The following is a 13,017-nucleotide window of genomic DNA, read 5'->3' as shown; positions in this document are numbered from 1 at the left end:
CGCCGCGCGGGACGCCGCTGTGCGGGATACCGCCGCGCCGGACGCGACCCCCGCCGCCCAGGCCGCACCCGCTTCCGCAACTGCGCCCACAACCGCTTCCGCACCCGCAACCGCTCCCGCCCCCGGGCGCAAGGGCTTCGGCCGCCGCACGGGGAAGGCCGACGGCAAGCTGGGGAAGGCCGAGCGCAAGCTCGGCGCCGCCGTCCAGCGCGTGACGTCCGCCGCCCTCGGCCCGTACCAGACCGCCGTCGTACGGATCGGCTTCTCGCTGTCCTGGCTGGTCTTCCTGGTGTGCGAGATCCCGAACCGCCGCGAGCTGTACGGACCCGACAGCCCCTGGCGCTGGGACCTCGCCGAGCAGCTGATCGGGGACAACGGCTCCTTCACCGTCCTGATGTGGTCGGACGGCACCGTCTGGTTCGAGATCGTCTACGCCGTCGCGGTGCTCTCCAGCCTCCTGCTGCTGCTCGGCTGGCGGACCCGCGCGATGTCCGTCCTGTTCATGGTCGGCGTGCTCTCGCTGCAGAACCGCTCCATCTTCATGGGGGACGGCGGCGACAACGTCATCCACCTGATGGCGATCTACCTCGTCCTGACGCGCTGCGGACAGGTCTGGTCGCTGGACGCGCGGCGCGCGGCGCGGGCCGCCGCCCGCGCGGAGGAGGACGGCCCGGCCCAGGGGCGCGCCGAGTGGGCCGGGCCCGTGCTCTGGGGCGTGCTGGGCGCCGTGCTCGCCTGGGCCACCGCCACCGGTGAGATCAGGGCCGGCGTGCTGGGCGGCTGGCTCACGGTGTTCTGGGGGCTGTGGCTGGTCCACGGCCTCTGGTGGACCGTCGAGCGGCGTGCGCCGGGCAGCGAGCTGCGGACCCTGCTGGACGTGCTGGCCAACCTCGCGCACAACGTCACGCTCGTCGTGATCATGGCGGAGGTCTGTCTGATCTACGCGACCGCCGGCTGGTACAAGATCCAGGGTTCGCGCTGGCAGGACGGCACCGCGCTCTACTACCCGCTCAACCTGGACTACTTCTCGCCCTGGCCCGCGCTCTCCGACCTCCTCGCATCCAGCGGCGTGATGGTGATGCTGCTGACGTACGGGACCGTGATCGTGCAGGTCGCCTTCCCGTTCACGCTCTTCAACCGGCGCGTCAAGAACGTGCTGCTGGTCGCGATGATGCTGGAGCACGCGGGCATCGCGCTGCTGCTCGGGCTGCCGTTCTTCTCGCTGGCGATGATCGCGGCCGACGCGGTGTTCCTGCCCACGGCGTTCCTGGTGTGGCTGGGGAACAGGTCGGGGCGGGGGTGGCGCCTGCTGTGGGAGCGCGGCCCCGTGACCGCAGGGGCCGCGCCGCGCGCGGAGGCCGGGGCCGGGGGCGGCACGGGGACCGGCGGTGCGGGGCCCGGCGGTGCGGTGGCCGACGGCGGAGCCGGGGACGGGCAGGCCGGTCGGCCGGGCGCGGGCGGTAGCCATACGCTCGTGGGGTGAGCAGCAGCGAGGAACCGAACCGACTCCCCGGCCCCGACGGGGCCGGTGAGCCCCCTTCCACCACCGGGGCGCCCGACCAGCCCCTCCAGTACGACGAGGGGTTCGCCGGCGAAGTGGGCGTGGGGCCGCACCCCCTGCCCTGGCCCGAGGGCGAGCGGTACGACCCCGAGCTGCTCGCGGGCGGCGACCGGCGCAACGTCGTCGACCACTACCGCTACTGGACGCGCGAGGCGATCGTCGCCGACCTGGACACGCGGCGGCACGACTTCCACGTGGCGGTGGAGAACTGGGGCCACGACTTCAACATCGGGTCCGTGGTGCGCACCGCCAACGCGTTCCTCGCCAAGGAGGTCCACATCGTGGGGCGGCGCCGCTGGAACCGGCGCGGCGCGATGGTGACCGACCGCTACCAGCACGTGCGCCACCACCCCGACACCGAGTCGCTGACGGCCTGGGCGGCCGCGGAGGGCCTCGCGATCATCGGGATCGACAACCTGCCGGGCGCGGTGCCGCTGGAGCGCACCGAACTGCCCCGCAGGTGCGTCCTGCTCTTCGGCCAGGAGGGCCCGGGGCTCACCGAGGAGGCCCGCAAGCACGCGTCGATGGTCTGCTCGATCGCCCAGTTCGGCTCCACCCGGTCCATCAACGCGGGCGCGGCGGCGGCGATCGCCATGCACGCGTGGGTGCAGCGGTACGCGCAGGTGTGAGCGCCGGGGCGCCGGTGGGAAACCCCGGCGCCCCGTCCACGTGCCTCAGCCCTGTCTCAGCCCTGCCTCAGACCTTCCTCAGACCTCAGACCTGTCTCAGCCCTGCCTGCGGACCTCGACCACCCGGAACCGGTTCGACACGAACGCCGCGTCGCACAGTGCCGCGTTCGCCGCCGGGTTCCCGCCCGAGCCGTGGAAGTCGGAGAACGCCGCCGTCTGGTTCACGTACACCCCGCCCGTCAGGTTCAGCGACAGCTGGGCTGACTCGTCCAGACAGGCGTCCTCCAGCGCGCTCTCGACCTCCGCCGACGTGGTGTACGCGCCGACCGTCATCGCGCCCTTCTCCCGGACCGTACGGCGCAGCAGGTCCAGCGCGGCCGAGGTGGAGTCCACCGCGACGGCGAACGCGACCGGGCCGAAGCACTCGTCCATGTACGCCGCCTCGGCGTCCGGCTTGGTGCCGTCCAGCTTCACGATCACCGGTGTGCGGACCACCGCGTCGGGGAACTCCGGGTTGACGACCGCGCGGGATTCGAGCGCGACCTCGCCGAGCCCGGCCGCCGCCTCCACGCGCGCCTTCACGTCCGGGTTGACGACCGCGCCCAGCAGGGCGTTGGCCCGAGCGTCGTCGCCCAGCAGGCCGCCGACCGCCGCCGCGACGTCCGCGACCACCTCGTCGTACGACTTGGCTCCGGCGTCCGTCGCGATGCCGTCGCGGGGGATCAGCAGGTTCTGCGGGGTGGTGCACATCTGGCCGCTGTAGAGCGAGAGGGAGAAGGCGAGGTTCGCCAGCATGCCCTTGTAGTCGTCCGTCGAGTCGATGACGACCGTGTTGACGCCGGCCTTCTCGGTGTAGACCTGCGCCTGGCGGGCGTTGTCCTCCAGCCACTCGCCGAAGGCGGTCGACCCCGTGTAGTCGATGATCTTGATCTCGGGGCGGGTCGCCAGGGTCTTGGCGATGCCCTCGCCGGGCCGCTCGACGGCCAGCGCCACCAGGTTCGGGTCGAAGCCCTGCTCGGCCAGGACCTCGCGGGCGACGCGCACGGTCAGCGCGAGCGGCAGCACCGCGCGCGGGTGCGGCTTGACCAGCACGGGGTTGCCGGTGGCCAGCGAGGCGAACAGGCCCGGGTAGCCGTTCCAGGTCGGGAAGGTGTTGCAGCCGATGAGCAGCGCGATGCCGCGCCCGCTCGCCGTGTAGGTCTTCGTCAGCTTCAGCGGGTCCCGCTTGCCCTGCGGCTTGGACCACTCCACCGCCGACCGGGGGGTGCGGGTCTGCTCCGCGTAGGCGTACGCGACCGCTTCGAGGCCGCGGTCCTGGGCGTGCGGGCCGCCCGCCTGGAAGGCCATCATGAACGCCTGGCCGCTGGTGTGCATGACCGCGTGGGCGAACTCGTGCGTCCGCGCGCTGATCCGCGACAGGATCTCCAGACAGACCAGGGCGCGCCCCTCGGGCCCCGCGGCGCGCCACGCGGGCACGCCCGCGCGCATCGCGGGCAGCAGGACGTCGACGTCCGGGTGCGGGTACTCGACGCCCAGCTCGATGCCGTACGGCGAGGTCTCCTTGCCCGTCCAGCCGTCGGTGCCGGGCTGGTCGAGCTCGAAGCGGCTGCCGCGCAGGGCCTCGAAGGCCGCGAGGCCGTCTGCGGGGGCGCTCTCGCCGTACGCCTTGGGGTGCTCGGGGTGCGGGGACCAGTAGGCGCGGGTGCGGATCGCCTCCAGGGCCTGGTCGAGCGTGGGCCGGTGGGCCTCGGTCAGCTGTGGGGCGGCCATCAAGGACCAACTCCTCGTCGAGCTGGGCAGGGACGTGCGGACAGAGTTAGATTAACCGAACGATCGGTCGGGACAAGGGGGCCTGGCAAACCTGTGGACAACCCGGTAGGGGAGGATCAGCGCATGACCGCCATTGACGCGAGCAGGACCGTAGCCGTTGTCGGAACGGGCACCATGGGCCAGGGCATCGCCCAGGTCGCCCTGGTCGCGGGACACCCCGTACGGCTCCACGACGCCGCTCCCGGCCGCGCCGAAGAGGCCGCCGAAGCCATCGCGGCCCGCCTGGCCCGACTGGTGGAGAAGGGCAGGATGGGCGCCGACGACCGCGCCTCGGCCCTTGCCCGGCTGCACCCGGCCGCCGCCCTGTCCGAGCTGGCCGACGCCGCGCTCGTCGTCGAGGCGGTCCTCGAACAGCTCCCGGTCAAGCAGGAACTGTTCCGTGCGCTCGAAGAGGTCGTCGCCGACGACTGCCTCCTCGCCACCAACACCTCCTCGCTCTCCGTCACCGCCGTCGCGGGCGCCCTGCGGCTGCCCGGACGGTTCGTCGGACTGCACTTCTTCAACCCGGCCCCGCTGCTCCCCCTGGTCGAGGTCGTCAGCGGCTTCGCCACCGAGGAGTCCGCCGCCGCGCGCGCGTACGAGACGGCGAAGGCGTGGGGCAAGACGCCGGTCCGCTGCGCCGACACCCCCGGCTTCGTCGTCAACCGCATCGCCCGCCCCTTCTACGCCGAGGCCTTCGCGGTGTACGAGGAGCGCGGCGCCGACCCCGCCACCATCGACGCCGTCCTGCGCGAGAGCGGCGGCTTCAGGATGGGCCCCTTCGAACTCACCGACCTGATCGGACAGGACGTCAACGAGGCGGTGACGCGGTCCGTCTGGGAGTCCTTCTTCCAGAGCCCCAAGTTCACCCCCTCCCTCGCCCAGCGCCGCCTGGTGGAGTCCCGGCGCCTGGGCCGCAAGTCCGGGCACGGCTGGTACCCGTACGCGGAAGGGGCGGCCCGTCCCGAGCCGCACACCGCCGAACCCCGCGAGGCGCCCGGATCGGTCACCGTTGCGGGCGACCTCGGCCCCGCCGAAGAGCTCGTCGCCCTCATGGAGGAGGCCGGGATCACGGTCGAGCGGATCGAGCACGGCGGCCCGTACATCACCCTGCCCGGCAGCGACGGACAGCTCGCGCTCGCCGACGGGCACACCTCCGTCGAGTACACCGACGCGGTCTTCTTCGACCTCGCCCTCGACTACCGCGCCGCCACCCGCATCGCCCTGTCCGCCGCCCCCGACACCTCGCCCAAGGCCGTCGCGGAGGCCACCGGCCTCTTCCAGAAGCTCGGCAAGGAGGTCAGCGTCATCGGCGACGTCCCCGGCATGATCGTCGCCAGGACCGTCGCGATGCTGATCGACCTGGCCGCCGACGCCGTCGCCAAGGGCGTGGCGAGCGCCGAGGACGTCGACACCGCGATGCGCCTGGGCGTCAACTACCCGCTCGGGCCCCTCCAGTGGCACGAGCGGCTCGGCAAGGACTGGGCGTACGACCTGCTGCACACCCTGGACGAGCGCTGCCCAGGCGGGCGCTACGCCCCCTCCCTCGCGCTCTTCCAGCTGGGCTACGCGGCCGAAGGGGACGACGCCCGATGACCACGGCCAAGCGCGACACGTACACCCCCGAGACGCTGCTGTCCGTCGCCGTCCGGGTCTTCAACGAACGCGGCTACGACGGCACCTCCATGGAGCACCTGTCCAAGGCGGCGGGCATCTCCAAGTCCTCGATCTACCACCACGTCGCGGGCAAGGAGGAACTGCTGCGCCGCGCCGTGAGCCGGGCGATCGACGGTCTGTTCGGGATCCTCGAAGAGCCGGGCGCCGAGCGCGGCAGGGCCATCGAGAGGGTCGAGTACGTCACCCGCCGCACCGTCGAGGTGCTGATGGCCGAACTGCCCTACGTCACGCTGCTGCTGCGGGTGCGCGGCAACACCAGGACCGAGCGCTGGGCGCTGGAGCGGCGCCGAGAGTTCGACCAGCGGGTCTCCGACCTGCTCAAGGCCGCGGCGGCCGACGGCGACCTGCGCGCGGACGTGGACATCAGGCTCGCCACCCGGCTGCTGTTCGGGATGGTCAACTCCCTGGTGGAGTGGTACCGCCCGCAGCCGGGCGCGGCGGAGGGCGACGAGCTCGCCGAGACGGTGGTGCGGCTCGCCTTCGACGGGCTGCGCACCGCGCACTGAGGCCCGGCGCCGCCCGGTCACCACCGAAGCGCGGAGGCGCCGGTCACCACCGAAGCGCGGCGCCGTCCTGTTCACTCCAGTTCCGTCGGCAGCGCCGGGCCCAGGTCCGTCTCCTCGAACACCAGCAGCGTGCGCGTCGACAGCACCTCGTCGATCGACTGGATCCGGGTCAGCACCAGCTCCCGCAGCGTCCTGTTGTCCGGCGTGTGCACCAGCAGCAGCACGTCGAAGTCGCCGCTGACCAGCGCGACGTGCGCGGCCCCCGGCAGCGCCAGCAGCTGCTCGCGCACCGTGCGCCAGGAGTTCTGCACGATCTTCAGCGTGATGTACGCGGACGCGCCCTGCCCCGCCCGCTCGTGGTTCACCCGCGCGCTGAAGCCCCGGATCACCCCGTCGTCGATGAGCCGGTTGATCCGGGCGTAGGCGTTGGCCCGCGAGACGTGGACCCGGTCGGCCACGGACCGTATCGACGCGCGGCCGTCCGTCTGCAGGATCCGCAGGATGTCCCGGTCGATGGCGTCGAGCGCGCGCGGCGGCGGAGGGCTCCCCGCCGACGCCCCGCCGTCGGCCATTTGTTCATCCGCCATGTCCCCCCGCCTCCTCGTGATGGACGACCTGTCTCTATCCCAGGCTGTGGAGAACCGTTTGTCCACAGGCTGAGGGTGCCTGTAGCCAAAATGCCCCGACGACCGAACAATCGGTAGGTGAGGCGCCTCACACCGCGCGCCGCCCAGTCCACCCCCATCAGGAGGTGTCATGACGGTCCAAGAGCTGCCGGGTGCGGCCGCCTACCGGCCCACGCCGCCCCCGGCCTGGAAGCCGCGCACGGACCCCGCGCCGCTGCTCCCGGACCCCGAGCCGTACCGCGTGCTCGGCACGGAAGCCGCCGCGTCGGCCGACCCCGCGCTGCTGCGCAGGCTCCACGCCGAGCTGGTCCGCGGCCGCAGGTACAACGTCCAGGCCACCGCCCTCACCAAGCAGGGCAGGCTCGCCGTGTACCCGTCCACGGTCGGGCAGGAGGCCTGCGAGGTCGCGGCCGCCCTGGTCCTCCAGGAGCAGGACTGGCTCTTCCCGTCGTACCGCGACACGCTCGCCGCCGTCGCCCGCGGCCTGGACCCCGTCCAGGCGCTGACCCTGCTGCGCGGCGACTGGCACACCGGGTACGACCCCCGCGAGCTGCGCATAGCGCCGCTGAGCACCCCGCTCGCCACCCAGCTGCCGCACGCCGTGGGCCTCGCGCACGCCGCCCGCATCAAGGGCGACGACGTCGTGGCGCTCGCCATGGTCGGCGACGGCGGCACCAGCGAGGGCGACTTCCACGAGGCGCTGAACTTCGCCGCCGTCTGGCGGGCCCCGGTCGTCTTCCTCGTGCAGAACAACGGCTTCGCCATCTCCGTGCCCCTCGCCAAGCAGACCGCCGCCCCCTCCCTGGCCCACAAGGCCGTCGGGTACGGCATGCCGGGCCGGCTCGTGGACGGCAACGACGCGGCGGCCGTGCACGAGGTGCTGACCGACGCGGTGGCCCGCGCCAGGCGCGGCGGCGGCCCCACGCTCGTCGAGGCCGTCACGTACCGCATGGACGCCCACACCAACGCCGACGACGCGACCCGCTACCGCACGGACAGCGAGGTCGAGACCTGGCGCGCGCACGACCCGATCCTCCTGCTGGAGCGGGAGCTGACCGAGCGCGGACTGATCGACGAGGACGGCCTGCGCGCCGCGCGCGACGCCGCAGAGACGATGGCCGCCGCGCTGCGCGAGCGGATGAACGCGGACCCCGTGCTCGACCCCATGGACCTCTTCGCCCACGTGTACGGCGAGCAGACCGCCCAACTCCGCGAGCAGGCCGAACAGCTGCGCGCCGAGCTGGCGGCCGAGGCGGAAGGACAGGACCGATGAGCACGGCCACGGCGCCCGAGGCGGCGGTCAAGCCCGTCTCCATGGCGCAGGCGCTCCAGCGCGCGATGCGCGACGCCATGGCCGACGACCCGACCGTGCACGTCATGGGCGAGGACGTCGGACAGCTGGGCGGCGTCTTCCGCGTCACCGACGGGCTGCAGAAGGAGTTCGGCGAGGAGCGCGTCACCGACACCCCGCTCGCCGAGGCGGGCATCCTCGGCGCGGCCGTGGGGATGGCGATGTACGGGCTGCGGCCCGTCGTGGAGATGCAGTTCGACGCCTTCGCCTACCCGGCGTTCGAGCAGCTGATCTCGCACGTCTCGCGGATGCGCAACCGCACGCGCGGCGCGATGCCCCTGCCGATCGTGGTCCGCGTGCCGTACGGCGGCGGGATCGGCGGCGTCGAGCACCACTGCGACTCCTCCGAGGCGTACTACATGGCGACGCCGGGACTGCACGTCGTCACCCCCGCCACCGTCGAGGACGCGTACGGGCTGCTGCGCGCCGCCATCGCCTCCGACGACCCCGTGGTCTTCCTGGAGCCCAAGCGGCTCTACTGGGCCAAGGAGCAGTGGGAGCCGCGCGAGGTGGCGCCCATCGGCAGGGCCGTGGTGCGCCGCCCCGGCCGCAGCGCCACGCTGATCACGTACGGGCCCTCCGTGCCGGTCTGCATGGAGGCGGCCGAGGCCGCGACCGCCGAGGGCTGGGACCTGGAGGTCGTCGACCTGCGCTCCCTGGTGCCGTTCGACGACGAGACCGTCACGGCGTCCGTGCGGCGCACCGGACGGGCGGTCGTCGTGCACGAGTCGCAGGGCTTCGGCGGCCCCGGCGGCGAGATCGCGGCCCGGGTCACCGAGCGCTGCTTCCACCACCTGGAGGCGCCGGTGCTGCGCGTCGCCGGGTTCGACATCCCGTACCCGCCGCCGATGCTGGAGCGGCACCACCTGCCCGGCGTGGACCGGGTGCTGGACGCCGTGGCACGGCTCCAGTGGGAGGCGGAGAGCTGATGGCCCAGGTCCTGGAGTTCAAACTGCCCGACCTCGGCGAGGGACTGACCGAGGCGGAGATCGTGCGCTGGCTGGTGGCGGTCGGCGACGTGGTCGCGATCGACCAGCCGGTCGTCGAGGTCGAGACGGCCAAGGCGATGGTGGAGGTGCCCTGCCCGTACGGCGGGGTGGTCACCGCGCGCTTCGGTGAGGAGGGCACCGAACTGCCGGTCGGCGCGCCCCTGCTGACGGTCGCCGTGGGGGCCGGGGAAGCGGGGGCCGCGGAAGGGGACGGGGCTCCCTCCGGGGGCGCGGGCTCTACCGGGGCTCCTTCCGGGGGCGCGTCCGCCGCGCGGCCCGCCGAGTCCTCGGGCAACGTCCTCGTCGGGTACGGGACGGGCGCGCCGGCCGCGCGGCGGCGCCGGGTGCGCAAGGACACGCTCCAGGCGGCCGTGCCCGCGGCGCCCGTTCGTACGGCGCCGGTCAGCGCGGAGCCCGTGTCCGCCGCCGCGCTCTCGGGCCCCGCGCTTTCGGGTCCCGCACATTCGGGCCCTGCGATCTCGGGCCCCGTGCCCGTGGTCTCTCCGCTCGTGCGGAAGCTGGCCCGTCAGCACGGGCTCGACCTGCGGGAGTTGCGCGGCTCCGGGCGCGACGGGCTGATCCTCAGGTCCGACGTGGAGGCCGCGATCCGGGTCCCCGGGCCCGAGCCGGTGGCCGCCCCGGCGCCCGCGCCCGCCCGCACCGGCCCGGTCGGCGAGCGGGTGCCGCTGCGCGGCGTGCGCGGCGCCGTCGCCGACAAGCTGTCCCGCAGCCGCACCGAGATTCCGGACGCGACCTGCTGGGTCGACGCCGACGCGACGGAGCTGATGGCGGCGCGCGCCGCCATGAACGCGGCGGGGGGCCCGAAGATCTCCGTCATCGCGCTGCTGGCCAGGATCTGCACCGCCGCGCTCGCCCGCTTCCCCGAGCTGAACTCCACGGTCGACACGGCGGCCCGGGAGATCGTGCGGCTGCCCGGGGTCAACCTCGGCTTCGCGGCGCAGACCGCGCGCGGCCTGGTCGTGCCGGTCGTCCGCGACGCGCACGAGCGCGACGCCGAGTCGCTGAGCGCGGAGTTCGCCCGGCTCACCGAGGTCGCACGGGAGGGCGCGCTCACCCCGGCCGACCTGACGGGCGGGACGTTCACGCTCAACAACTACGGGGTGTTCGGCGTGGACGGCTCGACGCCGATCATCAACCACCCCGAGGCGGCCATGCTCGGAGTCGGCCGGATCGTCCCCAAGCCCTGGGTCCACCAGGGCGAGCTGGCGGTGCGTCAGGTCGTGCAGCTCTCGCTCACCTTCGACCACCGGGTGTGCGACGGCGGCACGGCGGGCGGCTTCCTTCGGTACGTGGCGGATTGCGTGGAGAACCCCGTGGTGCTGTTGCGCACGGTGTGACCCCGCGCGTCCCGTCTGGCCCCGAGTATGCGCATACTCGGGGCCATGGCCATGACCGCACCCGGCGCATCCGACGCCGCATCCGACGCCGCGACCGACGCCGGATCCGGCTCCGCGTCCGGCCACCTTGCGTCCGGCCCCCTCTTCGACGCCGTCGTGCTCGCCGGAGGGGCCGCCAAGCGGCTCGGCGGGGCCGACAAGCCGGGCCTGAGCGTGGGCGGCAGGGCCCTGCTCGACCGGGTGCTCGACGCGTGCGCGGGCGCGGGGACGACCGTCGTCGTGGGCGACCGCAGGGCCACCGCGCGCCCCGTCGTCTGGGCGCGCGAGACTCCGCCGGGCGGCGGCCCGGTCGCCGCGCTGGACGCCGGAGTGCGGCGGACCACCGCCGCGTACGTCCTGGTGCTCTCCGCCGACCTGCCCTTCCTCGGTACGGAGACGGTCACCGCGCTGCTCGACGCGGCGCGCGCCGAGGACCGCGAAGGCGCGCCCGGCGCCGGAGGTCCGCTCGGCGTCGAAGGCGCGCTCGGGGTCGACGCCGACGGCCGCGACCAGCCGCTCGTCGCCGTCTACCGCGCCGAACCGCTGCGCCACGCCCTCGCCTCGCTCTTCGCCGAGTACGGCTACCTCGCGGGACTGCCGCTGCGGCTGCTCACCGAGAGCCTCGACCTCGCCCGCGTCCCCACCGGCCCCCTCGCCTCCTTCGACTGCGACACCTGGGAGGACATCGCGGCCGCCCGCGCGCGGATCAGGGAGCATGGAAACGTGCTGGACGAATGGATCACCGCAGTCAAGAACGAGCTCGGCATCGAGTTGGACGTCGACACCGCCGCTCTGCTGGACCTCGCGAGGGACGCCGCACACGGCGTGGCCAGGCCCGCGGCGCCGCTCACGACCTTCCTGGTCGGCTACGCGGCGGGCCGCGTAGCCGGTGCGGGCGGCGGCGCGGAAGCGGTCGCCGAGGCCACCCGCAAGGCCGTCGCCCTCGCGGCGCGCTGGGCCGCCGAGGGCCGTGCGTCCGACGCGGCGGACGCCGGATGACGCCGGAGCGGGAAGAGGGCCGGGACCGTGAGCGGGAGCTGGACGGGGTCGAGGAGGCCCTGGCGCTGGTGAGCCGCGCCGCCGCCGACTCCGCGCGCCCCCGCCGCACTTCGCCCTCAGCGCCCGCCCCGTCCACCCCGTACACCGGATCCACCCCGTCCGCCCCGCCCTCCGGGACCGCCGCGCCCACCGGACCCCCCGCCCCCCGCCCCGGCACCGGGCGGCACCGCGCCACCCCCTGGGCCGAGGCCCGGGAGACCGCTGCACGCGCGGGCCGGGGCGCCCCCGCCCGTACCCACCGGACTCCCCTCGCCGACGCGCTCGGCCGGACCCTCGCCGAACCGCTGGACGCCCTCACCGACCTGCCGCCCTTCGACACGTCGGCGATGGACGGCTGGGCCGCGTCGGGCCCGGGGCCCTGGACCGTACGGGAGGGCGCGGGCGTCCTCGCCGGGAGCGCCGCCCCCGGCAGGCTGGCCGACGGCGATGCCGTACGGATCGCGACCGGCGCCCGGATCCCGCCCGACGCGACCGCCGTCATCCGCAGCGAACACGCCCGTGTGACGCCCGCGCACAGCACCCGGGACGCCGCCGAAGAACCCCGGAGCGCCCCGCAGCTGTACGCCGAGCGCGAGGTGGTGCACGGGCAGGACATCAGGCCCCGGGCCCAGGAGTGCCGTACCGGGGACCGGCTGCTGGCCGCGGGCTCCCTGGTGACCCCGGCCGTGCTCGGCCTCGCCGCCGCCGCGGGCTACGACGAACTGCCCACCGTCCCCCGCCCCCGCGCCGAAGTCCTCGTCCTAGGCGACGAACTCCTCGCCGCCGGGCTGCCGCACGACGGGCTGATCCGGGACGCCCTGGGGCCGCTCCTCGGCCCCTGGCTGCGCGCGCTCGGCGCCGACGTCGCCCGGGTGCGCCGCGTCGGGGACGACGCGGACGAACTCCTGCGCGCCGTCACTCAATCCGAGGCCGAGCTCGTGGTCACCACCGGAGGCACCGCGGCCGGACCCGTCGACCACGTCCACCCCGTGCTCACGGCCGTGGGCGCCGAACTCCTGGTGGACGGCGTCAAGGTGCGCCCCGGCCACCCGATGCTGCTCGCCCGCCTCTCCCCCGGCCGCCATCTGGTCGGGCTGCCCGGCAACCCGCTCGCCGCGGTCTCCGGACTGCTCACCCTCGCCGGACCGCTGGTCAGGGCGCTGGCGCGGCACGCGGCGCCGCGGGAGCCGTACACCCTGGCCGTACGCGACGAGGTGCACGGCCATCCTCATGACACCCGTCTGGTGCCGGTCGAGGTCAGGGCGGGGCGGCTGCTGCCGCTGCACTACAACGGGCCCGCGATGCTGCGCGGCATCGCCGCCGCGGACGGGCTCGCCGTGGTGCCGCCCGGCGGCGCGCGGCCGGGCGACGAGCTGGAGGTCCTGCGCCTCCCCTGGACGGAGGCGTGTTTCACGTGAAACTTCCCGGCCACGA

Annotated in this window: 11 protein-coding genes; 9 read left to right on the top strand and 2 right to left on the bottom strand. The window is 74.2% G+C overall.

The window, feature by feature from the left end; all coding sequences use genetic code 11:
- The first annotated feature begins 19 nt into the window (after positions 1-19).
- Together ACIBNE_RS13685 and ACIBNE_RS13680 are read left to right on the top strand one after the other, a co-directional pair.
- On the top strand, positions 20-1,483 hold the full coding sequence (locus ACIBNE_RS13685) for an HTTM domain-containing protein (RefSeq protein ID WP_399271667.1): 1,464 nt from the start codon (positions 20-22) through the stop codon (positions 1,481-1,483).
- Positions 1,484-1,596: 113 nt separating this feature from the next.
- Positions 1,597-2,190: a TrmH family RNA methyltransferase gene (locus ACIBNE_RS13680; protein ID WP_399271668.1), complete on the top strand. Its 594-nt coding sequence runs from the start codon at positions 1,597-1,599 to the stop codon at positions 2,188-2,190.
- 96 nt (positions 2,191-2,286) lie between these two features.
- Here the strand turns inward: ACIBNE_RS13680 and paaN are convergent, their stop codons facing one another.
- Positions 2,287-3,960 (bottom strand): phenylacetic acid degradation protein PaaN, encoded by a 1,674-nt coding sequence (paaN, locus tag ACIBNE_RS13675; RefSeq protein ID WP_399271589.1) that lies wholly within the window; start codon positions 3,958-3,960, stop codon positions 2,287-2,289.
- 123 nt (positions 3,961-4,083) lie between these two features.
- Between paaN and ACIBNE_RS13670 the strand changes: the two genes are divergently transcribed.
- Complete coding sequence (locus ACIBNE_RS13670; protein WP_399271590.1) at positions 4,084-5,595, top strand: 3-hydroxyacyl-CoA dehydrogenase; 1,512 nt, start codon at positions 4,084-4,086, stop codon at positions 5,593-5,595.
- Complete coding sequence (locus ACIBNE_RS13665; protein WP_399271591.1) at positions 5,592-6,182, top strand: TetR/AcrR family transcriptional regulator; 591 nt, start codon at positions 5,592-5,594, stop codon at positions 6,180-6,182. The genes ACIBNE_RS13670 and ACIBNE_RS13665 overlap by 4 nt, the downstream gene beginning before the upstream one ends.
- A gap of 71 nt (positions 6,183-6,253) precedes the next feature.
- On the opposite strand, the gene ACIBNE_RS13660 is transcribed toward ACIBNE_RS13665, so the two are convergent.
- Positions 6,254-6,754, bottom strand: coding sequence for an Lrp/AsnC family transcriptional regulator (locus tag ACIBNE_RS13660; RefSeq protein WP_399271669.1), 501 nt, complete (start codon positions 6,752-6,754; stop codon positions 6,254-6,256).
- A 184-nt stretch (positions 6,755-6,938) separates the two neighbouring features.
- Between ACIBNE_RS13660 and pdhA the strand changes: the two genes are divergently transcribed.
- From pdhA to ACIBNE_RS13635, 5 genes are read left to right on the top strand one after another with little or no spacing between them, the layout of a single operon-like run.
- Positions 6,939-8,081, top strand: a complete 1,143-nt coding sequence (gene pdhA / locus ACIBNE_RS13655) for a pyruvate dehydrogenase (acetyl-transferring) E1 component subunit alpha (RefSeq protein WP_399271592.1) — start codon at positions 6,939-6,941, stop codon at positions 8,079-8,081.
- On the top strand, positions 8,078-9,088 hold the full coding sequence (locus tag ACIBNE_RS13650) for an alpha-ketoacid dehydrogenase subunit beta (RefSeq protein WP_399271593.1): 1,011 nt from the start codon (positions 8,078-8,080) through the stop codon (positions 9,086-9,088). The genes pdhA and ACIBNE_RS13650 overlap by 4 nt, the downstream gene beginning before the upstream one ends.
- Entirely contained in the window at positions 9,088-10,506 is a 1,419-nt protein-coding gene (locus ACIBNE_RS13645; RefSeq protein ID WP_399271594.1) for a dihydrolipoamide acetyltransferase family protein, read from the top strand. Before ACIBNE_RS13650 ends, ACIBNE_RS13645 begins: the two co-directional genes overlap by 1 nt.
- Before the next feature lie 51 nt (positions 10,507-10,557).
- Positions 10,558-11,544 (top strand): DUF6457 domain-containing protein, encoded by a 987-nt coding sequence (locus ACIBNE_RS13640; protein ID WP_399271670.1) that lies wholly within the window; start codon positions 10,558-10,560, stop codon positions 11,542-11,544.
- On the top strand, positions 11,541-13,001 hold the full coding sequence (locus ACIBNE_RS13635) for a molybdopterin molybdotransferase MoeA (RefSeq protein ID WP_399271595.1): 1,461 nt from the start codon (positions 11,541-11,543) through the stop codon (positions 12,999-13,001). Before ACIBNE_RS13640 ends, ACIBNE_RS13635 begins: the two co-directional genes overlap by 4 nt.
- The last annotated feature ends 16 nt before the right edge of the window (positions 13,002-13,017 follow it).

This window comes from Streptomyces sp. NPDC050504, assembly GCF_044458065.1.
Classification (GTDB): domain Bacteria; phylum Actinomycetota; class Actinomycetes; order Streptomycetales; family Streptomycetaceae; genus Streptomyces.
Note: the sequence above shows the minus strand (reverse complement) of the source record. Positions and strands in the feature narration are given on the sequence as shown.